We start from the raw sequence: 26128 nt of genomic DNA, 5'->3' as shown, positions 1-26128 counted from the left end.
GCCCGCCGATCCGGTGATCGGTGGGCGCCTCGCTTCGATGCTTGCGCTTGCGGGACTAGCGGTTGGTCGGCTTGTTGCACTCGCGGTGGACCTTTGGCGATTGGATCGTCGAGTCCGGTGGCGTTGCGGGACGTCGCGCTCGGCTGTCCGGGTGCCCGGATCCAGCGGGACGGGTCGCGCCGTCGGCGTTGTTCTTGCTCGTTGTTACTCGTTCATATTTGGGTGAGGCGGTTGCCGCCCAGTTGTTCGAGAGCGCTCCGCACACTGATTCATGCGGCAGCCTTCTTCTGCTTCGCGGTGGCGAGTTGACGTCTGCGTGAGGCTTGCTTCTTCTCGTGGGGTTCGCGAGGAGTGACGCCGTCGTTGGCGAGGACCTCGTTGGTCCAGGCGGTCATGACGTGGTGGTTTGCCGTGCCGACGGTGATGGCGATCGCGATGGTGAGGAACGCGTTCTTTGTGGCTTCGATTCGTCGGGGGTGGAGGCCAGCGCCGCTCGGACTCTTGAGGACGGAGTTGAACCACTCGTTGCGTGCGCGCGCGGACTCGTACATGTCGGAGTGTTCCCACGTGCCGGCGCGAAGCGGTTGGAGTTGCTTGAACTCTCTCCTGGAGAACACGAGCGTCGTGTAGGTCTGCTGGCACGTCGGCGGGAGGTCGTCGGCTGGTGGCGGTGATGGCACGCGGGGAAGTTCGTGTCGGTCCATCGACTCCGGCACGTGGGGGCAGCGGACCTTCTCGTCCACGGCAGGGCACTTGAACGTCTGCCGGTGGACGACGGGGGCGTCCGGGGCGTCGTTGCGAGGACGGCCGGACCCGAGGAGTGGACCGACCTGCGCACGGCCGTGGCTGTTCATCTCGAACGGTTCGATCCAGGCACTGTCCTCGGCGTGCTGTTGAAGTTCGGCGGGCCGGTACTGAGGCATGCCGAGGTCGGTGGCCTTGAGGGTGCGCTCGGTTCCCTCGGCGGGGGTGGGGACGCCGGGGGACAGGCCTTCGAGAGCGGCCTTCGAGACGCCAGGGCAGACGACGCATCCGTTCGCGAGGTGTGCCGCCACGGGGAACGCCTTGAGCGACTTCATCTGCTTCTCTGCGAGGATCGCCGCCTCCGAGGTGCGCAGTGGGTGGATCCGCCTGCGTCGGGTCGGGTACTTCATGACCTGGGAGAACCGCATCTTGGACATCAGTTCGGCATATCCGCGGGAGTCCGGGTAGGCCATGTCTCCAACGAGGAACTGATGTGCGCGTCCACGTGGCTTGGTCCGGAAGCCGCTGGACTTCAGGAACTCCAAGATCGTCTTGACGGAGGCGGGGTTGGCGGGCTTCGGCTTCCCGAGCGCCCCGGCGACGGTTAGCGTCGGGACCCTCGGTCGGTTCGGTCGTGAGACGGTGCACAAGATCGTGAGGCCGATCTTCTCGGACCAGATGTAGAGGCGGCTCTTCGGGCTTGGCGCAGCAAGTTCGGCGCGAGCGTGGAACTTGTCGGGCTTCACGCTGGTGGTTGCCGACTGGGCGGTGACGTAGTCGGTCTCGTCGATCGCGTAGTCGTGAACGTGGTCGGCGAGGATCCCCGAGTGGACGTCCGTTGGGTCCAGGTCCGGGTAGGCCTGTGCGTTGAGGGCGTAGACGGATCCGAGGATGAGGCGGTTCATGGCCTTGTCCCGGATCGCGGTCTGAGGAAGGACGCCTTGCCGGCGACGCTCTGCCTCGATGACGGAGTTCTTGTACCGGCGTGAGTTCCCGTTGATGTCGTCGTCCTCGGCGCGGCACATGACGTTGTCGTTGATCGGTTCGAGGGCTCGCTCGAACGCGCGTCGGAGTCGCTCGTTCTCGGACGCCCACACGCGGCGCGCGCGAGGACTCGCGTATTTGACCGTCACCTTCGTCTTGTCGTCGGCGTCGTGCTGGAACGTGAGGCCGCTCGCGAACAGTTCGTAGTTCGGGTGCTGGCGCAGGGTGCCCATTCCGAGCATCTCCATCTCGGCATCGGAGTAGGTGAAGAACAGGGCCTCCTGCATAGCCGCGTACGTCAGCGGCGCACGCGACAGGCCGAGTTCCATCAGGCAGATCAGCATGCCGCGGGCGTCGTACGGTGGGTGGACTGCCGGACGGCCACGGCCTCCTTCCGGGCGCGGTGAAGTGTCGAGGATCTCCAGGATTCCGGAGAGCTCTACCCAAAGGCGGGCGAACTTGAATCGCTGCGTGCGCTGGGAAAGCGCACCGGGAACGCGGATCATTTGAAGGCTCCCGTCCACTCGCGGAACGAACGCAGGACCTGTCCCTCGTGGGGGATGGGGACGTACGGCATCAGATCGGATGGCAGGCGTGAACTCGCACCGATCCCCATTGCCGCGCACACGACCGGATAGGGGATCGGTTGCTGGAGCCAGCGCACCACCGCGGTGTGCCGCAGGCGGTGAGAGTCGACGTGTGCGAACTGAGGCGACGAATGCCGAAGCTCGTGCAGTACGTGATAGACGAGGTTCGTGTACCGGCCCACCGTCGGACGGACCAAGAACCGCGGGTCGCCCTCCAGGAACGGCACCAGCAGTTCGGCGGTCACCGGGTCCACCGGAACGACCCGCATGACACCGGTCTGCTCGTACGCGTGGAGTGCGAGACCGCCGGCGACCTCGAGGATCGAATGCGAGTCGGCCCGGGTCACCTCACCGGGACGGAGTCCGAGGCGACCGATCAGCGCCAAGGTCATGGCCGCACCACGGACGTCGCTCTCCTGCACCGCTTCCCACAGCCGATCCCACTCTGCCGGTGTGTATGGCGCCGACGCGATCGACCGGTTGCCCCTCGCTGGCTTCTTCCCGGGGGCGTCCCGCAGCCGCCGCAGGGTGCTTAACTTCGATGCGGCAGTCGCGCCCTTGTCGCCTCGGCGGTACGCCCACTCCGTGAGCAGGTCATCGCGCAGGTCTCGGAACGGGTCGAATCCGCCGCGCTGCTTCACGCACGCCACGGCGTACTGGTAGCCGACACCGATCATTGCGTTGTCGGTGCGGACACTGCCGAACGGGACCCGCATGACCAGCATGATCACGGCGTCGCGGACCTGCGTCACGAGTGCGGCGGGTAGGCGCGGCTGGAACTTCGACAGTCGCATGACCCGCTCCGGGTCTGTCGCGACAAGTTCACGGAACTGTGTCGACGACGCCGGGTACGGGGCGCTGGGTGCCACTCCGGGGCCGAGCCCGGATTCGATCCGAACCTCGTTCTGCTTGCGTGCTTTGCGGGACATCACGCCACCGCCACTCGCGATGTAGCGGTCGGACGTCCGTCCGAGTTGGAACTGTCATGCCCGGACGAGATCATGGTGTTGCGGGTCGAGAGCATCAGGTACTCCTAGTTGTTTGATGTTTGGTCGGCGTCCCCATACGCCGTTGACTCGTGGAGGCTCTGCCTCCGGGAGGTGGACCGGTTGCCCCCGGTCCACCTCCCTTCCTTCAGTTGTGGTGTGTCGCTCCCTTCGAGCACTTAGCAGATGTGCTAAGCGTCTGACTGGCTCCGCACCACGTCAAGCCCCAGGCATCAGCCGCGTAGGACCGAGTCGAGGTACGTCGCCCGCCGCGGCGAACCTGAACCCGGGGGCGAACGTTGTGGGGTGGCATGGGTCGAAGGTGCATGCCAGGGGTGACACCATCCGAACTAGGCGCAACTAGTCGAGCTCGATCCGCCGCTGTTGCACGGATCGAGTGCGAACTAGCACGGTCGCGGCACGGGACTTCGCGACTAGTTCACGTGTCAGAACATCGCGTGAGCGCAGAAATGTGCGCCTACCGGAAAGCCTCGATGCCTCATGCGGTAGACCGACGAAGACCACCTCGCACACCACGAGAGCCACCGCTTTGATCGCACATGCCAAGGCACTGGCACCAGGCCTGCGCCTGTTCGCCGACAGCCCTTGCTTAGACGAGTGGCACCTGTCGTGCCACGGGCGGGCGCACTGGGAAGTCGGGAAACATTTCGGAACGGGCGTCGCTCGCCTACGTTTGGTTCGTGGCAGACGACGGGACCCACGCCGGGATCATGCTCGGCCGGCCCATGTGTTTCAGATCGACGTCCGGCCTCGGTTCGCAAGCAAGCAACTGCTGCGCTTCGCAAGGGAGGGCGTATGAGCAGGAACCTTCTTGAGCCAGACGCACACCGTGTCGGGTTCATCTTCGACAACGACGAAAGGACCCCCTACCAGGCAGCTCTCCTCGAGAACACGGGTACAAACCTCGTGCTCACCATTCCTTGGCACGATGACATCAACGCCGAGTACAGCCGGTGGTTTATGGGGCGCGACATGCGGTGGGGAGATGATCCCGACCGCAGTAAATTCGCCTACATGGTGCCGGAATGCATCGACTTCCACGACAACGACGGATCCGTCGTGCTCGTAGGTTGCCGGTCAGCGGGATACCGCAGCCAGTTCGGCGGTCACAGCCGAGGTCGAATCACAGCGCGCTACGCCGTCCTGGGTGGCGATGGCGCATCTGCCTACCAGAAGATCAACGCGCTCCAGTCAGAGATCGACGGGCTAGCGCGATGGTTCGCGACTTCCACCCTCGAACGCTCCGACGAGTTGACCGAGCATGGTTGGACCTCCAGCACCTACACCGCCCAGCATCGAGCACGCCTCCCGATCGCTCACGGACTCAACCTGACGCTCGTCACCTCATTTGAACCTGACGAGAGTGGCCGCGACACCGTCCTGAAGGAACCAACACGGGTCGAAACGCGCGTAGCGGACGCCCGATCGTGGTCTCAACACATGGCACCGCACCTCGCGATACGCGACCTACTCGCGGTCGCAGCGTGGAAAACTCCACGATTCCTATCGCATCGGGCAATGACCGACAGCGATCCTGCACGTTCACTGTCGGGCGCACGGATCGGCGAGGCCTGGCATCCGGTCGTCACCTACGCAACCAACCCGAGTCCTGCTGAAGAAGGGGCCGATCTCGATCTCGATCACCTGTTTCTTTTCAACGCGAGCCACGTACACGTCGCCGGCGTCCGGCGGTGGATGAAGCTCCGCAACGACTTCAGCCGAGGGATCGACCCGATCCTTAGTTCCCTGCAGAATCCGGGGGCTCCAGTTCCAAGCCGGGTCACCGAAATGGGGATCGGTTTGGAAGCGATCGGCTATGAACTCTTGCTCCAAGACGGCGAATCACCGAGAGCGGCAAGGGGTGCGAACTTCCGTGAGCGGCTCGAGCGAATCGCGCGGGACATCTCTTCCGACCTTGGCTTTGAGCCTATGGCGTGGGCACAACGGATGTCGGACGTGTACAACGGAACTAAGCACGCCAATCGCGAGAAGCCAGAGTTTCTCGAATCTCTCAACGGATGGCGTCAATCGGTGCAAGTGTTCCGAGCATGGATCGCGAGCCAACTTGGGGTCGACACAGAGAAGCTCACTGAGCGGCTGGCGTTGGATCGGTTGTCCCACCCCTACGAACTGCGCTAGGTCGCGGTTGGTCCGCGTCGACACGGTTTCGGAATCACGACAGCGCCGTAGCGGCGATCTCACTGTCAACCGATCAGGCGCGCGACCAGAGCCGTTCTCGAGCACCGTGCTCACGTCGCCGCCAATCGGCGGAGTCGTAGAACAACTACTGGGGCTTCGAAGTGGAAGATCCGCTGCTACGAAAAGCACCAGGCCGGAGGGGCGCCTTGGATGAAAGCGGTTACTGCGAGTCGATAGGCCAAACCTGGCGGTCGATCCTCGGCGCTAACTCGAACCGTTTGGCGGGTCCAGCAACCGTCCGTCTCGACGAGAGGCCCAGTACCTTCGGGTGAACGGCTGCACAACAGCGTTGACGCAGCCAAACGGGTTCTCAAGCGTTCGGTCGAACGATGCGAGCCGCCATCCCGCTGCGTTCGCATAAACAGGTTCGACGACCGTGCCGCCTTGCACGACCTCATGGACCTCGACTGCGCTCATGTCTCCGGGGTGTACCAAGACCACCGTCGCGATCGCCCGCTCCTCGCCGGGCTCGCCGTTCGCCCGGGCCTCCGCAATCGAGACCCATTCTCTGAGCGGTTGCACTCGGCCAACAAGTTCGCTGTGGGTCTCACCCACTCCGAGAACGATCTCTCGACCTCCGCCCCCGAATCTGTCCAGTCGTAGCGGCGCCCGGCGAGGACCATCGTTGCTCACAACAAGACGCACGCGAACTCCGAGTAATACCTCGTCGTCCCTGGGAACGATGAACTCCTCGTTGAAAGGCAATGCGGTAGTACTGTCGGCCTTCGTCACGGCATCCGGTTCGAGACTGTCGACGCGCCAGACCTCCGAGCTCTGGGAGTAGACCTCTACGGTAATTCGGGGCATCTCGGCGTCGATCGCGGCTCGCTGAGCATCGACCCGCAGAGTTTCACTGTGTCGAAATTCCTGATGGGCCAGCGCCAGAGCCTGTTCGGTGGCCTCGACGCTCTTACGTGTCAGCCGGATCTGCCACGCAATGAAGACAACCGAGACGGTGGTCGCTATCGCTGCCCCGAGCGTGCTCCAAGCGGTAAGGGTTTCGATCCCAGACGACCCAGCAGCAGCGATCATCGCTATATCGTCGCAGGCGTGGGCGATCCTGACCGCAGGCTCGCATGCGGTGTTGCGGAGCGCTAAAGGCCGAAGCCATGCCTCGACCTGTTTGAATCGCGGGCGACGCCCAGTCCAAAGCCAACGTCCGCGCTTGGCGTGGGAGATCTAGATGCATGACCGATCGACAGGGAGTGCCAGTGTCGGAAGAGCCGCAGGTGAAGGTTCGATGGGGCGCTATGGCGATCGTTGCTGTCGTCGGATTCGGCGTCTCCGCCAGTCCGTTCGTGCTCAGCGCCAAGTTCGGTGACCAATTCGGGACACAACAGTCCCTGCTGGCTACCGCCCTGCTCAACGTTGGCACAGCAGTCATGTTGGTAGCCGTAGCGTTTCTTCTCGAGCGCGTCCTAGAGAAGCGCGTCAAGAGTGTCGCTAGGACCAGTGCTCAAGAAGTGGTCGAAACCCGTACCAAGGATCTGGAGCGGGCAAACTCGAATCTCGGCGTCCGGCTCGACGCCCTGCAAGCTCAACTCGAAAGCCAGGTCGCCGCCACAGACGCTCATCGGTTCGCGGAAAGCAGCCGACTGGCTTCGGATGTGTCGTTCGAAAACGTTGCAAAGGCGCTCGAGCATGCGAACTCGCTCGGAGCACTCGCGGGCGGGGTCGTAGTCGTGCCAGCGTCAGAGCAGATTGATGGTCCGCGAGTGGGATTCTCGTGGGGGCCGCAAATGGCGGACGACGAGGAGGCAGGCATCCTGCACGGCCAGCCAAGAATGCGGTTGACCTACGTGGTCGAAGAGAAGCGCCCCGAGCACACCGGGACCCCGGTCGTGGAGGTCGATTGGCATGCAGACACCCCCGCAGCGGAGGCGGTCGCGGCGCTTGTTGTCGAAATGCGGCGGCGTGGTTTCGGTGCTGAAGCAGGGAGCATTGGCGCTCCGATGTTTCAACATCTGAGCATCGCGATCCAGGAGGCGATGGCGGGGCGGGCCGCTTTGCCGGGGTTCTGGGTTCGCGGCGAGATGTACGAATGGGTATGGGACGGGTGGGCCGTGACGGACAGGGGCCTGGTCTCGAGAGACCACGGGCTCTACGAGTCGGGCGAGTTCCCGGAGCCTCTCCATTCCGCGATCATGCGAGGACACCGCAGGGGTCCGAAAGAGTTCGAGGCAGGGGCACCAGAAGGTGTAGAGCCGAAGGTATGGGAGACCGCCGTGCGCAGGGCGAAGGCCTATCACCCAGCGGGCAGTTACTTCATCGGCGGCGGGATCGGCTCGTTCTATACGTCCGAGACGACGCCTCGGTGAATCCCGGAGCAGCGGCCTGACCAGTCCTTGTCGAATCGGTTGAGCATCGGTCGTCCGACGCCGAGGACTCCGCTTGGCTCGATTGCGTCGTTCGCGACGGGCGGTCGATCCACGGTCGCCACCCAAGCCAGGCCCACTCACCGGACATCGGCGCTCTGGGAAGCAGGCCCGTGCTGGGTCAACGGCCGGCCCGGCGGCGATTGAGAGCGATTGGCAGCGCCAGCGCGAGTGCCGACAGGGTCGCAGCGATCGGGACGTAAATGGTCAACGAGGTGCTCTGCCCCGCGATCGCCTCGACCATTGGGCGGATGCCAGTAGCGATCAGGAAGGCCCCTACGAAATTGATGACTCGGCGGACGTGCTGATGCCTCACGAGCTGGAGCTCGAACTCCTGGGTACTCGTAAACCGACGTCGCGTGTCGCGTCCCTTTGCCATGACCGTCACCTGCCTTCGGGTGGCTCGGCTCGCACCAAGCCCTGACTATTGCCGGGACCCGTAGCGTCTCCAGCGAGGATTGGGGATCCCATTCCCATCGAACCGCATACGCCCGATGTGCCCCGGCGGCACGCTGCCCAGCATGTTTCAGCCACGTAAACTGGCGAACCCGATCGGTTGAGACGCAGGAATAGCCCAACCTAAAGGTCGCTAGGCCGCATCGGCCCCGTTTGCTCACCAGGAGTGCTCGGAGCGCGTCCGTCCTGGCCGAACCTCATGCTGAACGATCAGCTTTGGGCGCTGAGCCTCCAAACAAGCAATCGGGCGTCGTCCTCGCCAGCATCGTCGGCGCCGCATCCTCGGGCGGTTGAGTTTCGTAACAATCTCGCCAGCTGTGCGAGGAGTAGGCAGCGACTCGCTTGCCTCGTCACAACCCCGGCAGCGTCGAAAGCCCTCTCAGGCCTCGATCGTCGCGTTCTAACGACCATCGAAACGCCAGGGTGAGGAAAGACAATGAGCAGACGTTCGAGCCGGGGACCGTTCACCGGGAAGTCCAAGGGGACAGGGATCGCCGCCGCAGGTATCGCGTTTGGGCTGCTCTTCGGAGCCTCGATGGCTGCCGATGCGCAGTCCGGTGACGATCCGCCCAGTCCGGTCGCCGCGCCGGTACCCACTCCTGCGGCTGGGCCGAACGACACGACTGTCATCGACCCGGGCGAGCCGGCAACTGCGCCTGGTGCGGATTCGTTGCAAGAGGGTCTGGTCAAGCCGGCGCCCGAAGTAGGTGACCTCGCTACGCCTGTCGCCAAGGGCAAGGACCGGACGAAGAACGGAGCAGTCGCAGCGTTCTCCTCCTACAGCGCTTGGCTGATTGGATCGCCCGCCGCTGCAAGCGATGCAGCCGCAGCTCTCGACGCTGTGGCCAGCGACCTTCTCAACCCGGCAGTTGCCCAAACGCTGCTCGACATCGATCGGAGCGGAGACAATCATTTCGCCGTCGAGGTCGGGGCCTACCGAGTGATCGCGCACTCCGGAGACGACGCGGCCCCGGACCAGGTGATGGTCGAGATTGCTGCACCGTTGACGATCGCGGGTGCGACGCGTTGGGCTGTCGTTGGTGGAGTGGTGCAATGGACCGAGGCCGGTTGGGATCTCGTGAGTATCGCTCCCCGCGAGGTCCCTCAACCGGCGGGTAAGAGCTCAGTCGACGACCTCTCGGACGCCGAGCGTGCCGCGACCCTCGAGGGTCTCGGTTGGCAGTCGTTCGATAGCGCGAGCTGACTCATGGTGACCCGCCGGCATAGCGCCGCCATGCTCATCGTCGCCCTACTGAGTTCGCTTCTCGTCTCAGTCACTCTGTCTGCGCCACCAGCGGCGGCAGTCCCCGCCCACCGCATCTTGATAACCGGCGACTCCATCACCCAGGGTTCGTCGGGCGACTACACGTGGCGCTACCGACTCTGGAACAAGCTCGCGGGGACGGCACCGGGCAACGTGGAGTTCGTGGGGACACGGACCGACCTGTTCGACATCGTCAACAACGTGCACGGCTCGCAGCACTACGCAGCCCCGTTTAGCGCGAAGGCTCACTCCGCGAGATGGGGCGACTCGTATACCCAAGAACTCGGTCAGATCGGCGGCCAGGTCACGTCAACGAATGCGAACGTCCTGGTCGTTGCTCTAGGCAGCAACGACCTCGCATATCTGACCAGCCCCTCCGAGACGATTGCGAACCTGACGACGTACGTGAATCAAGCCCGGGCGGCCAAGCCAGGAATCGACATCGTTGTCGCGGAAGTCGTCAACCGCTGGAACCCATGGACCCAGACGCACCAGATCACGAACGAGACGAACCAGTACGCCGCACTGCTGCAGACGTACGCGGCGCAGACGAACACCGCTGCGGAGCGAGTTGTCATCGCGTCCACCCGCAATGGGTGGGATGCCCAGGCACACACGTGGGACGGCACCCACCCCAACCCCACCGGTGAAGCCCTCATCGCGCAGCGGATCTCGGAGGGTCTCGCGCAGCTCGGCATTGGCACAATCGGTCCGAACATTGCCACCTACCAGCCCTGGAACGTTGCTGCGCCGACGCCCACGGTCACCGCGGGGTCGGAAGCGGCAACGCTGGGCTGGTCTCGCGTTTCGACCGGCTCGACGGGAATGTTCATCCAGATGCGTTTGGTCAACTCCGGTCAGGCGTTCTATGAACTTCAGGCCCCGGCATCAGGAAACGGTTGGACCGTCGACATCCTCGCGGCGGGAGGAACCTACGAGTTCAAGATCTTCCCATCGAAGGGGTTTAGCAGAGGAACCGCGAGCCCGACGGTCAGTAGGACCGTCGGTGGACCGCAACCTGCGACTGTGCCCACGCTGTCGGCGTGGCACGTCGGCCAGACGAGCGTCACTCTCGGGTGGGCAGCTTCGAACAACGCCACCGGCTACATGCTGTCGCGGCGGACCATGACGGCTGGAGGCGAGGCATGGGTCGACCTGCCCTACCCGGTGACGGCCACTCTGTGGGAAATCGACCTCATCTACAGCGGCTACTACCACCAATTCAGGGTGCTTCCGAATCGGGCGTACTTGAACGGTGGGTGGACCTACAGTCCGACGACTCGCACCCGCGGGCTACCAGGAAATCGGGTCTACACCCCCTTGGGGGACTCCTACACTGCGGGCACGGGGACCATCCCAGCCAACACCAATCCTTACTGCATGATTGGAACAAGCCCGTGGCCGTATGACATGCAGAGCTCTCTCCAGTATCTGACGTCATCGAAGGCCTGCGGGGGCGCGGAGACGGACGCCATCGTGGATCAGATGTATGAGGCGATGATGTCCTTCAACGGATCGCCGTCCAGGCCGCGTCTCATCACGATGACGATCGGTGGAAACGACGTCGGCTTCGCGAGTCTGATCAAGCAGTGCGTGCTTCTCGACTGCACCAACCTTGAGGCGACTGCTGCCAACAGGATCGACGCGCTGCTCCCCACACTGACGACGCTCTACTCGTTCATGCGACAGGAGCAGCCGTACGCGGACATCATGGTGGGTGGGTATCCCCAGGTCATCACCGTCGGCGGACGCGGAGGTCTGTTCGATCCGTTGACCTGTCAAGAGATCAAGCCGGCGGAGCGAGCGATGGCCGATCGGCTGGTGATCAGACTAAACAACGTCATCACGTCAGCAGCCAACGCAGCCGGAGTATGGTCTGTGGGCCAGGGCGTTCGCTCAGTGTTCATGGGCCACGGAGCCTGCTCGGACAACGGTTACGATGACTGGATCCACGATCTTGACGTGAACCCGATCCCGAACAGTTTCCATCCGAACGCGTCCGGGCAACTCGGATACGCGATCGCTTTCGGCAACGCATTGACTGCGAGGACACAGCCTTGAATCGACGGTGGGCAGGAATCGGGGGGACCGCGGTCGTAGCCGTGGTCGTAGCGTTCGCGGTCGTCGCGCTGCAATCCAACGGTGGCGGGGGCGGCTCAAGTGGTTCAGATTCCATTGTCCCGGACGATGGGAGCCAACTGACCGAGTTGGCCGAAGGAGAGCCAATCGCGGAACCAGGCGATTTTAGAGACTCCCCGGAAGGCCCGACCGATCTTCCGAGCCTCGACCTTGCCGAAGAACTTTCCGATGCGGGTAGCAGCCGCTCTGACGCGGAAGCGTTCGCGGTCGAGTTTCTGCACCTGATCGTCGACACCCGCGAAGAGATGGATGTCGACAAGATGGTCGAAACGCTCGTAGCGGAAGACGCCGATCCCGCCACGGTCTCCTACTTCGAGACAAGCCTCGCCAGAAACAAGGGCTCTGAGATCCGCCGGGTCTGGCGCACCAATGAGGAGTCCTGGATCAGGACCCAAACCATCGGCGATCCCGAACGCCCAGACTCGATCTCGGTCGAGATCGCCTTCTCGCTGGGCCTTGACCAAGACGATGACTTCCGGACGTGGGTGACGCACCGAATCGACCTGGTACGCGACGACGATGCCTGGCGCGTCTCGCGCGTCACCTTCCGCACATTGGATTACGCGCCCCCGGACGACGCTCCCATCTCGCAGGCCCTCGACGGCACAGGATGGCGTCAGTTGACCCTCAGCTGACAGAAGCGCGGAGACTTCGAAGGTGCGGTTCGCGGGGAATTGGGAGACCGTGGCGGCCTCGTGCCGCGGGTCGCTTTGTGGCGAGGCGAAAGTCGCCGGTAAGTACCGCGCCGGGAATGCGAGGAGCGGTCAGGTCGGCGATCATCGAATGCCGGCCGCCTCTGCGAGCTCTGAGGAGTCATGATGCCGGGACTGCGCCCGACTGCACGAAACCCGCAAGCTCCGCGGGTCCCACCCCGGCCGATCAATGAGATTCCGGTCGGCCGCCGCGGCACCTCACCCCAGCGGCGCATGTCGCACGACGGCAACGTTAACTACTGCCTTTCATGCGATACCCCACTAGCGAGCAACAGCGCTCGCTTCTGCGAGACGCACACTCAACAGCGCCGCCAATTCCGAAGCAGGAAGTCTGAACCACACCTGTATGTGATTGGCCCTGACGATGTGCGAGGCCTCCAGCGGCTGTACGAGTCGGCCCTGACTTTGGAACGGCAGATCGGTCGCGCCACGACCCAGTTCCGGCATACCGAGAACGTCCCAGTGTGGGTGGATGAACTCATGGCGGCGACCAAGGACGTACTTCACAGCGTGCACGTCCATCTCGTACCGGCGTTCGACCTCGCCACTCCGGAAGACGACTAGTGCCGCGCCACTAGTGCGCGCGGCGCGACGGCTCCGGGAGAGTGTTGGTCCGATGATCGATTCCGCGCCACGGGGCGCAGAGGTGCGGCGTCCTAGTCCAGTTCCCGAATGCTGGGCATCTGGGTCCGGGTGACCTTCAGGCTCGGGTCCGTCGCAAGTGTGTCGTACTCGTCCTCGGCGAGAAGATTCTCGTCGAATGCCTCGCCCAGGTCCTCGATGGTCCCTCGCGGCATGGCGATCATCGCGAGAGGGTCCCAGTCGTCGGCTGCGGGCATGAACGACGTGTAGTGATAGTCCCGGAGAAGCTTCATCATCTCTTCGGTCGTGATGATGCCGTCGCGGCGCTCGAGGATGATGTCCATAGGTGAGTGGCCGTCGTGATCGTTCCCGGCATGCTTTGACACTTTGAACCTCCTGGCGGTCGGTCAGTTCAGTCGATGGGGCGAACACGAAGGTCGAGAACGTCGAGGATTGCGATGTTGCCTTCGTCGTTGTCACAGGACAGCGCGATCGTCTCAGTGAGGTGCGGGAACCCCTCGATGTGTCGCTTGCGACGCTCGCCGTAGTGCATGTGCCCATGGACGTTAAGCACAGGTTGGAGAGCGTGAAAGGTCTCGGTCACGCGGACACGGCTCTCGGCGGCGTACTCGAGTGCACGTTCCGAGAACCCCAGTGGGTTGGTGCGGATGATCTGCTCGATCGTCGGTGTACTCGGAGCGGGTGCGTCATGGGTGAGCAGCACGTCGGCTCGCCCGTTTCGGACGGCCCGTTCGACGTCGGCCGTGGAGGCAACTTCGTCGCGCCACCATGAGCGCCCCTCTGCGCGGTCCTCGAAGTCCACGGACGCTGCGCCACCCAGGCTCACAAAGGTTTGGTTCTGCCACCGCCACCGGTGTCCGCGCTCGAAGAAGGCGACGCGGTCGGAGACCCAGCGCTTCCCGGCGTATGGCTCGACGGAGGCGAGTCTCGCGTGATCCTCGTGATTGCCGTCCGTGACGTAGATGGTCTGGTCGTACTCCAGGCAAGCCTCATCGATGCGGCGAAGGAACTTTGCTCCTCCCTGATTTGGCCACAGGCCGAAGTCCCCGAGGTGCAAGATGGTGCGGATCCCGTCTCGGTGGAACCTCTCCAGCTTCTTCAACGCCCATCGTGTGTTGCCGTGCCAGTCGCCGGCCAGACCGACCTGTGCGCCGCCGAATGAGTCCAGATGGTCGAAGTCGTACGCGACCCCGTGGACGGCCAGCCCGATAGTCTCGGCGAACGCCTCCCGGTCGCCCGCAGCGATCAGGTTGGCGGGACGCTCGCTGTGAGGCCAGGGCTTCGGGTCGCTGATCCACTTACCCGCGCCCACAAACCCTCGTGACCGGATGTGCTTGGAGAACACGTCCCAGAGCAGCTGTGCGCGGCCGAGGTCTGATGGGCGATCATCTCCAGCGACCCAGGCGCCCAATCCATCACGATCGATTCCACAAGCGAGAGCCACGGTGGATGGAGCCACGTACTTCGCGAGCGTGTTGCGGTGTCGCCGCTCGATCCTGGCAGCGTGTGTCATGAGGAGAAGTTCACGGCGTGTGACATAGCAAATATGCTAAGTCTTGGTTCAATTGAGGTCAAGGTTTGTCCCGTCATCAACTGGCCGAAGTTCGCCGATATCAAGTACATGACGACCTCTTCCTCGATCCCCGAGTCCGCCTCTCCCGCAACGGCCTTCGACGATGGGCGCCTGAAGGTGACGCATGGCGACGCTCTGATTGCGCTCCGTGCCATGCCGGACGAGTCTGTGCATGCCGTGGTCACGGACCCTCCCTACGCCATCAATCGGGCCGAGGCCGGCGCCGACCCCGAACAGCTCATGCAGTCCGCGATGCTCGGTATGCAATCGCAAAACTGGCACGAGAGCGCAACGCACTCCCGCGGCTATGCAGACAGCGACCCCCACCAGTTTCAGACCTGGTGTGAGGCATGGCTGACGGAATGTCATCGCGTTCTCAAGCCAGGAGGCCACCTCATAGCCTTCGGAGGCACCCGCACGTGGCACCGGCTCGTTTCAGCAGCCGAGGACGTGGACTTCGAGATTCGCGACAACATGGCTTGGTTGTACGCCAGCGGGGTGCCGAAGGGACTCGACGTCCAGTCGGCTCTCGCGACGGCCGGTAGGCACGAAGAGGCTCTTCGTTGGGAGGGGTGGGGGACAACCCTGAAGCCAGGGTTCGAACCCTTCGTGCTCGCACGCAAACCCCTCGAGGGCACCGTCACGGAGAACCTCGAAAGACACTCCACGGGAGCGCTCAACCTCGGTGGCTGCCGGGTCCTCCTCGCAGCGGGCACCCACCAGGAGTCGGCCGGCAGATGGCCCACCAACGTGCACGTTGAAGGGGCATCAGTGAAGGGCTTGGTCGCCAGGGGGAACACACCTCCCGAGAGCGTCTTCTTCGTGTCCAAGCCGAATGCGAAGGAACGGACCCGATCAAGAGGGGTCGAACACCCAACCGTGAAGCCGCTGACCCTAATGCGGCACCTCGTCCGCCTTGTGACCCCACCAGGCGGCACTGTGCTGGACCCGTTCGCTGGATCAGGGACCACGCTCGAAGCAGCGCTCATCGAAGGATTCCACGCAATCGGCATCGAACGGGAAGCCGCCTACGTGCCGCTGATCCTCGAACGGATCCGCCGCCGACTCAGACCATTCGAATCCGAACAGGACGGCGCCGAAACTGTCCTGACACTCCCGCTCTAGTCAGTTCTTACGGAAGAGACCAACATGGCCAGACAAACATCGACCTTCGACAGGGGCGCCGTCATGCGGCGTCGCCACGGCCAAGACGCGCGCGTCGAAGTGCAAGCAACTATCAACTTCGCGCCAGACGACGGTCGGCATCAGCATCGCGCCATCACCGATGAACCCGTCCGCCTATGGCTGACTCCCCATGACCTGCGGCAACTCCGCGCGCAGGGAACGCAGGTAGACATCGGGCCCTACCAGGGGTCCATGGTCCCCGACTCTCGCGAGCCTCACGAGCTCGACGACCCATCACCCTCCACCCCGACCGTCCCCGGCCGCGTCACCATCAGCCTGCACCTCGATACCGCCCGAGTCGGACGACAGTTCATCCCCGGCTGGGGGCTTCGGACCACCCGACCGGTGGTCGTCCAGTGACAGCACTTCCGCGCCGACTCATCCGTCGACTACGGCCGACCTGATCGTGTAGGTCACCTACGTAGTCGCGAAGCAATGACACAAGCTCACGGCGAGAACGGTGTCCCAGCAAATCTTCGATGTATCGATCGACGCGATGCGATGGGACTGGCCGGGGCAGGGTGTACATCTTCGAAGCCATGTACCTCAACATCGAAGTGGTCACCGCGTCTGCACGGCGGACTGAAGGCGATACGAGGGTCCGCCACGGAGGGTTCGCCAGCACATCGAGGGTCTCGAAATGTCCGGCCCGCAGCTCGTCCCAGTGCTTGGACGTTGACGTCGAGCGGGAGGCCGAGTCGGCCAGCAGGTACAGCGACGTCAGGGAGCGGCGGATCTCGGAGGCCGCCGCATTGGTCGAGGCTCGAAGACGATCCATGTAAGCCACCGCGGCGATGATTAAGGCAACGCCGGCCCCGCCGGCAACTGTCTGGTAGTCAGCCGCCCACAAGATTGAAGTCGTCGAAACCGCGACCGATGTCAGTGCCCAGACCCAGGCAGTTCTCGCGACCACTGTCGCGAATCTCCATGGGACCGTCGGAACCTCCAGAATCGGCGGCAACCCCCTCATGGCCGACAAGGCGAGCAACGCAGCAAGCGCCACAGCACCGCCGCCGGCAACGATCCACGCCACCTCGCCACCGCCGAAGAATACGAAGGACGGCCCAGCCACCCCGAGCACACCCGCGGCAGCAGCGAAGATCAAGACCTGAACCATGCGGGCAAACTCCACCGTGCGAGAGATCAGAGCGAACGACTGATCTGAACACGCCCACATCATGACGAACAGAAACAGGGCCACGACGAAGCCCGACAGGATCGAGGGGATGGACAGCGCCTCATTGCGTACCGACAGTGCAGCGGCCACAGGCGCCGCCGTAACAGCCACGACGACACCGGTGCCTGCGACTGCCGTGACGATGGCTCGCCACCCCTCGGGCAGGTGGCGCTCGGCGGTTCGCTCTGGATCGCGCGAGTGCGCGAGCTGCTGAGCAACCGCGGTCAAGGTCAAGCCGTCCCGCGACCCCAAGACATCACTCCCTCATTCGAGAATCAGCGCGGGCAGCACCCCACACGCCCACCGATCCATGGGATCACGAACAGGGTTCAAACCCGCGAGCGAAGGCTGAGCGCGTCGAGGGAGCCCGCGAAAATCCTGCGGACCACCTGCCTGACGGTTCGCGCCAGCCACCGGGATCGCAGCCGGGATACGCGCCGGACTCTGCTACCTGTCCACCTACGAGATCTGTTTTTGAAACACGTGCACTGGTGACGTGAGCCGGACCTGTTCCCAGTCCCAGGTCGCGCCGAGACCGCCCCTTGCGAGATCAGAGGAGTTCAGGAGGGCGTCCCGCACGTCGCCGACAGGTCCGTCGCCGTTCTGCACGAGCTCGCGCACTAGCAACAAGCCCAGGTACGTCGTGACGGCGGCGGCATCGCCGACGAAGTCGGGCGCCACGGCTCGTCCGGCCTCGAGGAAACCGTTGACATCGACATCCTGGGTCAACCCCGTGAGCGGCAGATACGACGAGGCGACATGCACCTCGAATGGGGCTGCGGCCAACGCGACCCGGCGGTCAGAGGTGTACGCGGCATCGAGAAGCCCGAGAACGATCGGGGGATGCGCCAGGAGGTCCTCCGGGTCGAGTGTCGGGTCGGCGCCGGCACTGACATGGATGACGCACTTGTCATCAATGCCGCTGACAGCCAAGTTGCCGAGGTATGCCCCGCCGGCCGTGGCTGTCGCTCGTTGAATGGCCTCAACTGTGGTGCTGGATCCTGCCGCAGAGCCGCCGCTTGTGTAGAGCCCGCCGCCACATGCCGGGTGATCGAGGAGGCTGGCGGCGAGACTCTCCGCCAGTGCTTCGTTGTGGTGCGCCACGGGAACTCGACGCGACGTCGACGTGTCAGGAACATCGGGACTCTGCGGACCGATGATGGCAATGTCTTCGAACGCTACTTCGGACCAAGCGGCGGCGTCTTCGCTGCTGGCGACTACAACGGCTGGTTGCGCGCCATTGGCGCACGTCTCGACATCCTTTGTCGACGTGGCAGCACAGCTGATGACTTGGACGCGTTCTCCGGCCCATCCACCAGCATCGTTGATTGCCGTTTCGCCATTCTCGGCGACGGCCGTAGCGTCGGCGAACGAAAGTGTGTCGCTTGAGGTGGCATGCACCACCAGGACGGTGACCTCCTGAGGCACGGGATCGGACTCATTCGGGGCGCAGCAACCCAGCATCGCAACGCACACGCTGACGACCGTGACTTGGGCGAATCGTTTCATTCCGAACTGGCGGACGGCAGAGATGAGGGACCGACCAACTCGGTGGTCACATAAGCGGTGAACGAGAAGATCGCGGGCGCCTCAAGGTCGAGATCCGGTTGCTCGGCGATGAGCACCGTCTCCGTCCCCAGCAGCGCACCGGTCACGGGACTGATGATGAGCACATTTCGGAACTGCGGGGAGTCGGGCGGCACGATCGCAATCCCGACCCCTTCGCGTCCCAGACGATCTGTCACATCGCCAAGCAAACGTAGGTCGGGTTCGGCTGCCATCACCTGCCAGATCGCCGCAGAAACCTCGCTTGGCACCACGTTCGCGCTGTGAAGGTCGATTACGGCCTGCACGATGCACGCCGCAGTTGCGGGACTGGGCGGTCCCGATTCACAACCGGACCTCGCGAAGAGAGCTTCTCTCAGTGGGCCCGCCTCCAGGGGTAGGTCGGAGGACGCGGAAGGATCCACGGTCCCAGCTGGCAGCATCTCGCTCGACACTCCGGATGGTCTCTCCACGTCGGCGTCCGTCCTCCCGTCAGCTGAGAGTGGCTTCCCGTCGTGTTCCAAGACGGTGAGGGACCCATCGGGCTGTAGCCAGGTCTCCCGGAAGGTCGGGATGACCTGGCCGGCCGAAGACTTCTCCTCGTCAGCGGTGAGCTCAGCGAACCAGTTGTCGGTCACGACATGCTGAATGGGCCCGGACCCGACCCCGGAGGTCTGTCGTGATGCTGCTGCCGACAACTCCAGCAATGTAGCGGCTGAATCTCGACCGGGCGAGAACGCGATGTTCGCTGCTGCGGCGTACTCGAAGTCGAGGACAGCAGGTTCGTCCGCGACGGCGGCCTGCTCCGACCACGGCTGGACGACTAGGAGGCCCACGACTGCGGCCGCAACGAGTCCGCTGGCGAACGCCAATCCCACCCGGCGCCTGCGCCGCAGCAGACCAGTGTCGATGTCGACGACCGGTGAATCGGGCTCGGCTGCTGGTGGCTCGAGGATCGGCCCGTGACGAGAACGAAGCCTGGCGATGATGTCGTCGGCTGAGTCGAGCTCAACCCCGGTCTCCTCGGGCGACGGGGACTCTGGAATGCCCAACTCGCGCGCTTCGCGGCGAAGTTGTACCAGTGGATCCTCAGGTCCATGCTTGCTCATCAGCGCGCACCTCTCGCTGGGGCGGGATCTTCGTAAAGGCGGGTGAGTTCGTTGATTCGCGACCGCAGTCGCGACACGCGGGTGTTGAAGGCACCAACAGACAGGCCCAACATCGCCGCTGCGTCGGCGCGTTCGGTGTCTTGAATGAACGCAACGTCGAGTAGTTCGCGTTCGTTGGCCGTCAGTCGTCGATAGACCCACCGCCCGAGTGCGGACTCGGTCACCGTATCGGCAGTGTCGCGGGACGCACGGGTGCGCTCTTGGAAATCCGCAGCGAACCGGTGATCGTGATGCTTGCGAACTTTGTGCTGGTGCGCTTGGAGGATCTTGTTCTTGGCGACACCGAATACCCATGCGGCAGCAGCGTCTGGGTCGCGGGGAACTTCCGAACTCTTTATCCATGCGACTTCGAAAGTCTCACTGACGACATCCTTCGCGACTTCCGGCGGCAGTTGCCGGGCGGCGAAGGAGAAGATCCGTGCGCTGAGTCGTTCATAGAGCGACCGGAATTCCTCTTCGCCCACCCGGCAACGGTAAGCCACACTTGCCAGTGGTTCAGCAGAACGACACGGTCGTCGAGAGGAAGGCGGACTTCGCGTAGCTCGGCCAACCGCTCACGTTCGGCGATGCGACGTTGCTGGACAGGCAGGCGTTCGAGCCGGTCCCACCCGTGCCGGAGTACAGGAGCGAGCGGTAGGAACGCTTGTTGTAGTACGAGCGGACGGTCGGCAACGACGTCGATACGTACGAGTTGGTGACCGAGATCTTCTTCAAAGTTCCGGTGTAGTTGGTGCCGGACCAGAGGCACAGGTATCCGGAAGGGCAATCGGACAAGGCTGCCGAGGCTTGAGTGGGACTGGCGACCACAAGTCCGGAAGCGAGGAGAAGCGGGGCGGCGATTCGCGCGATGCGCGCATTGATATTCATGCCCGCACTTCGCGGACTTTCCGCTGGAATTACAGCGGTCTCACCGACAGAGAATGTGTGTCCGGCTCAGTAAGGTCCGCCGCGATATTGCGATGACCTGAGGCAGCCGAATGCCTTGCGCCCGGGCTAGGGGCTCGCGATCGCGCTCAGCTGAAGCGGAATCTCTGGCGAGCATCAACTTCTGCTTCGGACCAACTGCCCGCCGCGATCAGTGGCAGGTCACGGGCGTCGACGTGGGAATGCGACGTCAGTCCTGACGAGAAGTTGCCGAAAACTCCTTCTCGACCGGTAATCGAGGGCCGCCAACTGTGAGTACTTGGCATGGAGGTCCTCAGCGAGCGTGCGGGTCGGACTCATCTGTGCCCGCCGAGCAGCGAGCGACCTATTGAGACGCCCGTCCAATCGAGCGCCGTTGGTGCGGACGGTGACATCCAGTGACCGCGCAAGGGCAGGGTCACGCATCAAGCGACGACCGTATCCGCCACCTGGACTTCATCCAACTGACGATCACCAGGATGGCCGCGAACTCATTCCTACTCAAAGGCTGGGCCGTCACTCTTGTCGCTGCCCTCTTCGCTCTGGCCGCTTCCGACAGCGAGCAGCGCTACGTGTTCATCGCGTACATGCCGATCGTCGTCTTCTGGTCCCTCGACGCCTTCTACCTCAGTCAGGAACGTAAGTACCGCGGGCTCTACGACGAAGTCCGCCAACTCCCTGCGGACCAGATCGACTTCAACCTGAGCACCGCGCACATCACCGTCGGGAACACCGGCTGGATCGAAACCGTGATGAGCCGAACTCAAATCGGCTTCTACGCCAGCCTCCTGGCCGCCACCGCCCTAGTCACGATCAGCATCAACCGATAGGTCCCACATGGCACGACGAGTGTTCTTCAGCTTCCACTACGACCGAGACGCATGGAGGGTCGCCAAGGTCCGAAACTCGGCTGTCATCGGCAACTATGAGAAGCCGCCCTTCTACGACAAGGCCCAGTGGGAGTCCATCAAACGGCAAGGTACCCCTGCGATCCGCTCGTGGATCGACAGCCAACTCCGCGGCACATCGGTGACGATCGTCCTCATTGGCGCGCAGACCGCACAGCGACGCTGGGTGAAGTACGAGATTGAAGAGAGCATCAAGCGTGGGAACGGACTTCTCGGTATCGATATCTCGAAGATCCTCGACCGCGAGCTCCACACCGACACCACCGGCGCGAACCCGCTGCCGTCCGGCTACCCGCTCTACAAGTGGAACCAGCAGGACGGTGGAAAGAACCTCGCCGCTTGGATCGAACTCGCTGCCAAGCAGGCAGGACGATAGAACGCGCATGAGCAGGTTCACCGAGGCAGAGCTCCGCGCAACTGCGCGCACCAAGACGACCGTCTACGAATCATCGGAGAGGGTCCTGCGCGCCTCCGCTGAGTACCCGACCTACGACGTGTTCCTGAGTCACGCAAGGATCGACGCCGATCTCATCCTCGGCATCAAGGTCACCCTCGAGAAGTCAGGAAATTCGGTGTACGTCGACTGGATCGACGACCCCCACCTCGACCGCGCAAACGTGTCGGCGGCGACCGCAGCAACCCTGCAGCGACGCATGAATCAGTCGCGGTCCCTGATCTACGCCACCTCACCGCGATCGTCTCGCAGCGTCTGGATGCCCTGGGAACTCGGCTACTTCAACGGCATCAAGAGTGCTGAGTCCATCGCGATACTCCCAATCGAAGGAACCGGGTCCTATCCCGGGCAAGAGTTTGTCGGTCTGTATCCCCTTGCAGAGAAGGGATACGCCTCGGGAACCGTCGCACCGCGAGTCGTCATCACTCGCGGAGGGCCCCTGAGACGACGTACCAAGTCGCTGGACGCCCTCATCGCGGGGGCCGACCACTATCGACTCGATACGTAACTGCCCCAGCAACCTCGCGAAGCGGGGGATCAAAGTCCTCGAGTCCAAGAACTTAGTCTGCAGGAGATGGCATGCCCGGCTGGATACCCCTCTACTCCGCATCCAGTGGAGCCGCCTTCTCGGGCGTGCTCGCCGCGCTGGTCATCACCATCTCGGTCCAGATCGCAACACGAGTCCGCACCCCCGGGAGCCAGGCACTGAGTCTGAAGGCTTCACCCCCAACGTTGGTGACCCTGATGCTCGCGACCTACCTGTACATCGTGCTCGACGGAATACCGACCTCGCCAGCAGAAGTGGCAGGTCTAGCAGGGGAGGACACCCTCGCTGCGTTGGACGAGTCGCAGGTCGCCGAAGCGATGCGAAGTTACGCGACTTCCTCCGCACAAGGGTTCGCCACGGCGGGGTCCGTTCTGGCAATTGGTGCGTTGATGACACTGTTCGTCGTCACAGCCTCCATCTTCGACAACACTGCAAGAGGTCCGAGCGGAGGTGTGGAATCAGATGAGATCGACGCGCGTGGGTGGGCGCTCAGCGTGTTCATGGTCGCCACGTGGACAGTTGCCGGGATCCTGCTACTTGGCTACAAAGTCGGATCAGAGATCAGTCAAACGGTCGATGGTCGGGGACCTGATCTATCTGCATGGTGGTGGCTTGCCCACGTCGCCGCACTGGTGGCGCCACTGGCCTTCGTGACCGCTTTCGCGAACAGGAGATGGTCGGCAACGAATCGTGTTCATAGTCTCCGCAGAGCGAAGCAGCGCCTACACGTATCGCCCACTGCCATCATCATCGTCGTAGCTGCCGCTCCCGCGGTGTTGACGCAACTATCCGTGGCTACGAGATTGCTGCAAGAAGTGCCAGTCCCACTCGTGAGTGCATTGTCTGGCCTGTACTTCAGCGGCTGCGCCTCGATCTTGCTCCTCACGCTCCTCGAGAGGCAAGAGATCTACGACGGGCAGCACCCCTGATTCGCCCGTCGGGACGCGGCCAGACGACCAGCTCACGTTGATGTACGCGTTCCTCGGCAGGGTGCCGATCGCATCGCTCAGCCCGAGCGTGGCGAACGCTGACCGCTCGCACCGCAGGCAAGCTGCCACCTGACACGACGCCAGTCGAATAAGTTCGTCGTATGCCCTCGCGTTCGCCGGACCGTGCGCGTCCCGAAGAGCGTGCCGCACGACTCGACCTGCTCGAAGAATCTGAGGTCGGCAACGGCCCATTGGATCCTCACGAGTACGACGCACTTCTGAAGCGACTGTCGGCTGACGGGTGATCGAGATTCGGCTCCGCCACTGCCGACTTCGATCAGAGGGCTAAGCGACTTGCGCTGTCGTGTGGCTGGCTAGGAGTGGTCGCGGATCGTTCGCATCGTCGGCGCGCAACGTACCAACCACCTAGACAGATCTCCGATGCCTTTGCCCTCGCCCCCAGTCAGCTGAAGGGGTCATGGGAACCGTCGTGGTCCGGCTCCGTCGAGGCCGAGGACGTCGTCGGGGTTGGAGTACGGGCAGGCCTTGAGGGAGAGGCAGCCGCAGCCGATGCAGTGGGTGAAGGTGTCGCGCAGTGCGGTGAGCTCGGTGATGCGAGCGGTGAGGTCGTCGTGCCATTGGCGTGAGATCCGTGCCCAGTCGCGGGTTGTGGGGAGTCCTTCGGCGGGAAGTTCGTCGATGGCCTTCTTGATGTCTGTCAGTGAGACGCCGACGCGTTGGGCGGTGCGGATGAAGGCGATGAGGCGCAGGGTGTCGCGCCGATACTCGCGGCGGTTGCCTGCGGTGCGTCGGCTGGTGATCAGGCCGAGGCTCTCGTAGTAGTGCAGTGCCGAGACGGCGATGCCGGCTCGTGCGGCGACTTGTCCGGGCTTGAGCCAGACGAGGTCGGGGTCGATCTGCGGCACCCTTCGGTCCTTCCTCGGTCGCTGCTTGACATCAAGTGGACTTGATGAAGTGGAGTGTAGTCATCTGTTGATCGCGACTGCTGGAGGACTACATGACCGTCAATTCGGGGACTGTTCAGGTGTGGGCCGATGTGAGGTGTCCGTGGTGCTGGATCGGCCACCGGCGAATGGCCGAAGCCCAGAAGGTCCTCCTGGGGAGCAACCGCCCAGTGCCGGAGGTGGTGCGTCGGGCGTTCCTGCTCGAGCCCAAGGGCCCACCGGTGTCCGGGATCACGGTGCGCGAGGCGGCGCTCGGGGACTGGGGCATGAGCAGGTCGGACTGGGAAGTCAGTGGCGACCGGATCGAGTCCGCCGGCCGTGCGGAGGGGCTGGAGATCAGGATGGACACGGCGCGGATCTTCGACTCGCGGACCGTCCACCGGCTCTTGAAGCTGGCGGCCGTGACCGATGACGTTGGTGTCGAGAGTGCGTGGGAGACGATCTTCGACCTGCACTTCCGTCGTAACGCCGACCTCGGTCAGGCTGCCGTTCTGGTCGCGGCTGGTGTGGAGATCGGGCTCGACCAAGCGGCGGTCGAGCACATGCTCGCTGGCGCGGAGTTCGTCTCCGAGGTTGATGCTGACCTCCGGGAGGCTCAGCGCCTAGGAGTCCGATCGGTTCCCACCGTGCTCGCCGCCGACACGATGTTGTCCGGGAGTCGAAGCGTGGAGGACCTCGTCACGGTCCTCGCGGCCGCGACCGAGGTCACCGCATGAGCACGATGCGCGCGGCCGCGATCGACGCCTTCGGCCCCGCCGACGCATTGACAGCACGGGACGTCGAGGTGCCCGTCCCTGGTCCGGGTGAAGTGCTGGTCCGGGTCCTTGCGGCGGGTGTCCAGATCACCGATGCTGCGATCCGCGGCGGATGGACCCCACCGGGCGCCACGATCATGTTCCCCCAGATTCTGGGAAACGAGTTCGCCGGTGTCATCGAGAACGTCGGCCCGGATGTGACCGGATGGTCCCTGGGCGACGAGGCCGCCGGGTTCCGTGTCCTCGGCTGCTACGCCGAACTCGTGGCGGTCCCCGCGACACAGATCGTCCGGAAGCCGGCCGGTGTGCCCTGGGAGGCGGCAGGTGTCCTGTCGGCATCGGGTCAGACCGCCCACACCGCCGTCGATGTACTCGGAATCAGTGCGGGAGAGACGGTCCTGGTTCACGGTGCCGCAGGTGGGGTCGGCACGGTGTTCGTTCAACTGGCCGTCGTACGCGGTGCCCAGGTGATCGGCACCGCCAGCGCAGAAAACCATGAGTACGTGCGCGGCCTGGGCGCCGTGCCCGTGGAGTACGGCCCGGGACAGCTCGAGCGGATCCGCGCAGTGACAACGGCGCCGGTGGACGTCGCCTTCGACGCGGCCGGGCACGACAACCTGCGCAGTGCCGTCCAGGTAGTGGCCGATCGTGATCGGATCGCGACGATCGTCGACATGGCCCTCGCCCAGGAGCTCGGGTGCCGGGTCATCCGCAGCGACAGGTCGGCCGCGAGGCTCCAGGACCTGATGGACCGTGTCGACGACGGAACTCTCCGGATCCACGTCCGGCGCACGTACGACCTCGACGAGGCGGCCGCCGCGCACCGCGACGTCGAGTCCGGGCACGGACGCGGCAAGATCGCGCTGACGACCGGCCAGACGAGATGAGCGTGAACACCGATCGGGAGCGACTGTGGAGCTCCGGACGGTGGCCAGTCGTCGCAGCTG

The 26128-nt window shown here is 63.8% G+C and carries 24 protein-coding genes; 12 read left to right on the top strand and 12 right to left on the bottom strand.

Going from position 1 to position 26128, the window contains the following annotated elements:
* Positions 1-269: 269 nt before the first annotated feature.
* Both V6S66_RS16470 and V6S66_RS16465 read right to left on the bottom strand, forming a co-directional pair.
* Positions 270-2252, bottom strand: a complete 1983-nt coding sequence (locus V6S66_RS16470) for a hypothetical protein (protein WP_334207881.1) — start codon at positions 2250-2252, stop codon at positions 270-272.
* Positions 2231-3046: a hypothetical protein gene (locus V6S66_RS16465; protein ID WP_334207880.1), complete on the bottom strand. Its 816-nt coding sequence runs from the start codon at positions 3044-3046 to the stop codon at positions 2231-2233. Before V6S66_RS16465 ends, V6S66_RS16470 begins: the two co-directional genes overlap by 22 nt.
* Positions 3047-4117: 1071 nt before the next feature.
* Here V6S66_RS16465 and V6S66_RS16460 point away from each other — a divergent pair.
* A complete protein-coding gene (locus tag V6S66_RS16460; RefSeq protein ID WP_334207879.1) occupies positions 4118-5461 on the top strand; it encodes a HEPN domain-containing protein in 1344 nt (447 codons plus the stop codon).
* Between the two features lie 264 nt (positions 5462-5725).
* Here the strand turns inward: V6S66_RS16460 and V6S66_RS16455 are convergent, their stop codons facing one another.
* A complete protein-coding gene (locus V6S66_RS16455) occupies positions 5726-6553 on the bottom strand; it encodes a hypothetical protein (RefSeq protein WP_334207878.1) in 828 nt (275 codons plus the stop codon).
* 155 nt (positions 6554-6708) lie between these two features.
* Here V6S66_RS16455 and V6S66_RS16450 point away from each other — a divergent pair, with 155 nt between their 5' ends.
* Positions 6709-7839, top strand: a complete 1131-nt coding sequence (locus tag V6S66_RS16450; protein ID WP_334207877.1) for a hypothetical protein — start codon at positions 6709-6711, stop codon at positions 7837-7839.
* 178 nt (positions 7840-8017) lie between these two features.
* On the opposite strand, the gene V6S66_RS16445 is transcribed toward V6S66_RS16450, so the two are convergent.
* The gene (locus V6S66_RS16445) at positions 8018-8275 is read right to left on the bottom strand and encodes a hypothetical protein (RefSeq protein WP_334207876.1); all 258 of its coding nucleotides are present in this window, start codon (positions 8273-8275) and stop codon (positions 8018-8020) included.
* A gap of 612 nt (positions 8276-8887) precedes the next feature.
* On the opposite strand from V6S66_RS16445, the gene V6S66_RS16440 reads away from it, so the two are divergent.
* The 3 genes from V6S66_RS16440 to V6S66_RS16430 are packed head-to-tail and all read left to right on the top strand — an operon-like array spanning position 8888 to position 12390.
* Complete coding sequence (locus V6S66_RS16440; RefSeq protein ID WP_334207875.1) at positions 8888-9556, top strand: hypothetical protein; 669 nt, start codon at positions 8888-8890, stop codon at positions 9554-9556.
* Between the two features lie 3 nt (positions 9557-9559).
* Positions 9560-11677 (top strand): GDSL-type esterase/lipase family protein, encoded by a 2118-nt coding sequence (locus V6S66_RS16435; protein ID WP_334207874.1) that lies wholly within the window; start codon positions 9560-9562, stop codon positions 11675-11677.
* Positions 11678-11718: 41 nt separating this feature from the next.
* Positions 11719-12390, top strand: a complete 672-nt coding sequence (locus V6S66_RS16430; RefSeq protein WP_334207873.1) for a hypothetical protein — start codon at positions 11719-11721, stop codon at positions 12388-12390.
* Between the two features lie 734 nt (positions 12391-13124).
* On the opposite strand, the gene V6S66_RS16425 is transcribed toward V6S66_RS16430, so the two are convergent.
* The gene (locus V6S66_RS16425) at positions 13125-13394 is read right to left on the bottom strand and encodes a hypothetical protein (RefSeq protein ID WP_334207872.1); all 270 of its coding nucleotides are present in this window, start codon (positions 13392-13394) and stop codon (positions 13125-13127) included.
* A 68-nt stretch (positions 13395-13462) separates the two neighbouring features.
* Complete coding sequence (locus V6S66_RS16420) at positions 13463-14416, bottom strand: metallophosphoesterase family protein (RefSeq protein ID WP_334207871.1); 954 nt, start codon at positions 14414-14416, stop codon at positions 13463-13465.
* A 135-nt stretch (positions 14417-14551) separates the two neighbouring features.
* Between V6S66_RS16420 and V6S66_RS16415 the strand changes: the two genes are divergently transcribed.
* Positions 14552-15769 carry a DNA-methyltransferase gene (locus tag V6S66_RS16415; RefSeq protein WP_334207870.1) on the top strand — a complete coding sequence of 406 codons (1218 nt, stop codon included), beginning with the start codon at positions 14552-14554 and terminating at the stop codon, positions 15767-15769.
* A 370-nt stretch (positions 15770-16139) separates the two neighbouring features.
* Here the strand turns inward: V6S66_RS16415 and V6S66_RS16410 are convergent, their stop codons facing one another.
* From V6S66_RS16410 to V6S66_RS16390, 5 genes are all read right to left on the bottom strand, one after another.
* Positions 16140-17240: a hypothetical protein gene (locus tag V6S66_RS16410; RefSeq protein ID WP_334207869.1), complete on the bottom strand. Its 1101-nt coding sequence runs from the start codon at positions 17238-17240 to the stop codon at positions 16140-16142.
* 225 nt (positions 17241-17465) lie between these two features.
* Positions 17466-18515 carry a hypothetical protein gene (locus tag V6S66_RS16405; protein ID WP_334207868.1) on the bottom strand — a complete coding sequence of 350 codons (1050 nt, stop codon included), beginning with the start codon at positions 18513-18515 and terminating at the stop codon, positions 17466-17468.
* The gene (locus V6S66_RS16400) at positions 18512-19660 is read right to left on the bottom strand and encodes a CU044_5270 family protein (protein WP_334207867.1); all 1149 of its coding nucleotides are present in this window, start codon (positions 19658-19660) and stop codon (positions 18512-18514) included. Before V6S66_RS16400 ends, V6S66_RS16405 begins: the two co-directional genes overlap by 4 nt.
* A complete protein-coding gene (locus tag V6S66_RS16395) occupies positions 19660-20184 on the bottom strand; it encodes an RNA polymerase sigma factor (RefSeq protein ID WP_334207866.1) in 525 nt (174 codons plus the stop codon). The genes V6S66_RS16400 and V6S66_RS16395 overlap by 1 nt, the downstream gene beginning before the upstream one ends.
* 31 nt (positions 20185-20215) lie before the next feature.
* Complete coding sequence (locus V6S66_RS16390) at positions 20216-20494, bottom strand: peptidase inhibitor family I36 protein (RefSeq protein WP_334207865.1); 279 nt, start codon at positions 20492-20494, stop codon at positions 20216-20218.
* Positions 20495-21021: 527 nt separating this feature from the next.
* On the opposite strand from V6S66_RS16390, the gene V6S66_RS16385 reads away from it, so the two are divergent.
* The 4 genes from V6S66_RS16385 (at position 21022) to V6S66_RS16370 (ending at position 23461) form a co-directional block, all read left to right on the top strand.
* A complete protein-coding gene (locus V6S66_RS16385) occupies positions 21022-21453 on the top strand; it encodes a hypothetical protein (protein ID WP_334207864.1) in 432 nt (143 codons plus the stop codon).
* Between the two features lie 19 nt (positions 21454-21472).
* On the top strand, positions 21473-21907 hold the full coding sequence (locus V6S66_RS16380) for a TIR domain-containing protein (protein ID WP_334207863.1): 435 nt from the start codon (positions 21473-21475) through the stop codon (positions 21905-21907).
* Positions 21908-21914: 7 nt separating this feature from the next.
* Positions 21915-22493, top strand: coding sequence for a hypothetical protein (locus V6S66_RS16375; RefSeq protein ID WP_334207862.1), 579 nt, complete (start codon positions 21915-21917; stop codon positions 22491-22493).
* A 71-nt stretch (positions 22494-22564) separates the two neighbouring features.
* On the top strand, positions 22565-23461 hold the full coding sequence (locus tag V6S66_RS16370; protein ID WP_334207861.1) for a hypothetical protein: 897 nt from the start codon (positions 22565-22567) through the stop codon (positions 23459-23461).
* Between the two features lie 476 nt (positions 23462-23937).
* Here V6S66_RS16370 and soxR read toward each other — a convergent pair whose 3' ends face one another.
* On the bottom strand, positions 23938-24387 hold the full coding sequence (gene soxR / locus V6S66_RS16365) for a redox-sensitive transcriptional activator SoxR (protein ID WP_334207860.1): 450 nt from the start codon (positions 24385-24387) through the stop codon (positions 23938-23940).
* Between the two features lie 92 nt (positions 24388-24479).
* Between soxR and V6S66_RS16360 the strand changes: the two genes are divergently transcribed.
* Together V6S66_RS16360 and V6S66_RS16355 are read left to right on the top strand one after the other, a co-directional pair.
* On the top strand, positions 24480-25142 hold the full coding sequence (locus tag V6S66_RS16360) for a DsbA family oxidoreductase (RefSeq protein WP_334207859.1): 663 nt from the start codon (positions 24480-24482) through the stop codon (positions 25140-25142).
* Positions 25139-26068: an NADP-dependent oxidoreductase gene (locus V6S66_RS16355; RefSeq protein WP_334207858.1), complete on the top strand. Its 930-nt coding sequence runs from the start codon at positions 25139-25141 to the stop codon at positions 26066-26068. Before V6S66_RS16360 ends, V6S66_RS16355 begins: the two co-directional genes overlap by 4 nt.
* Positions 26069-26128 lie beyond the last annotated feature (60 nt).

This window comes from Aeromicrobium sp. Sec7.5 (assembly GCF_036867135.1).
In the GTDB taxonomy this organism is placed as follows: domain Bacteria; phylum Actinomycetota; class Actinomycetes; order Propionibacteriales; family Nocardioidaceae; genus Aeromicrobium.
The sequence above is the reverse complement of the archived record's forward strand: the minus strand, read 5'-3'. Positions and strand labels throughout refer to the sequence as shown.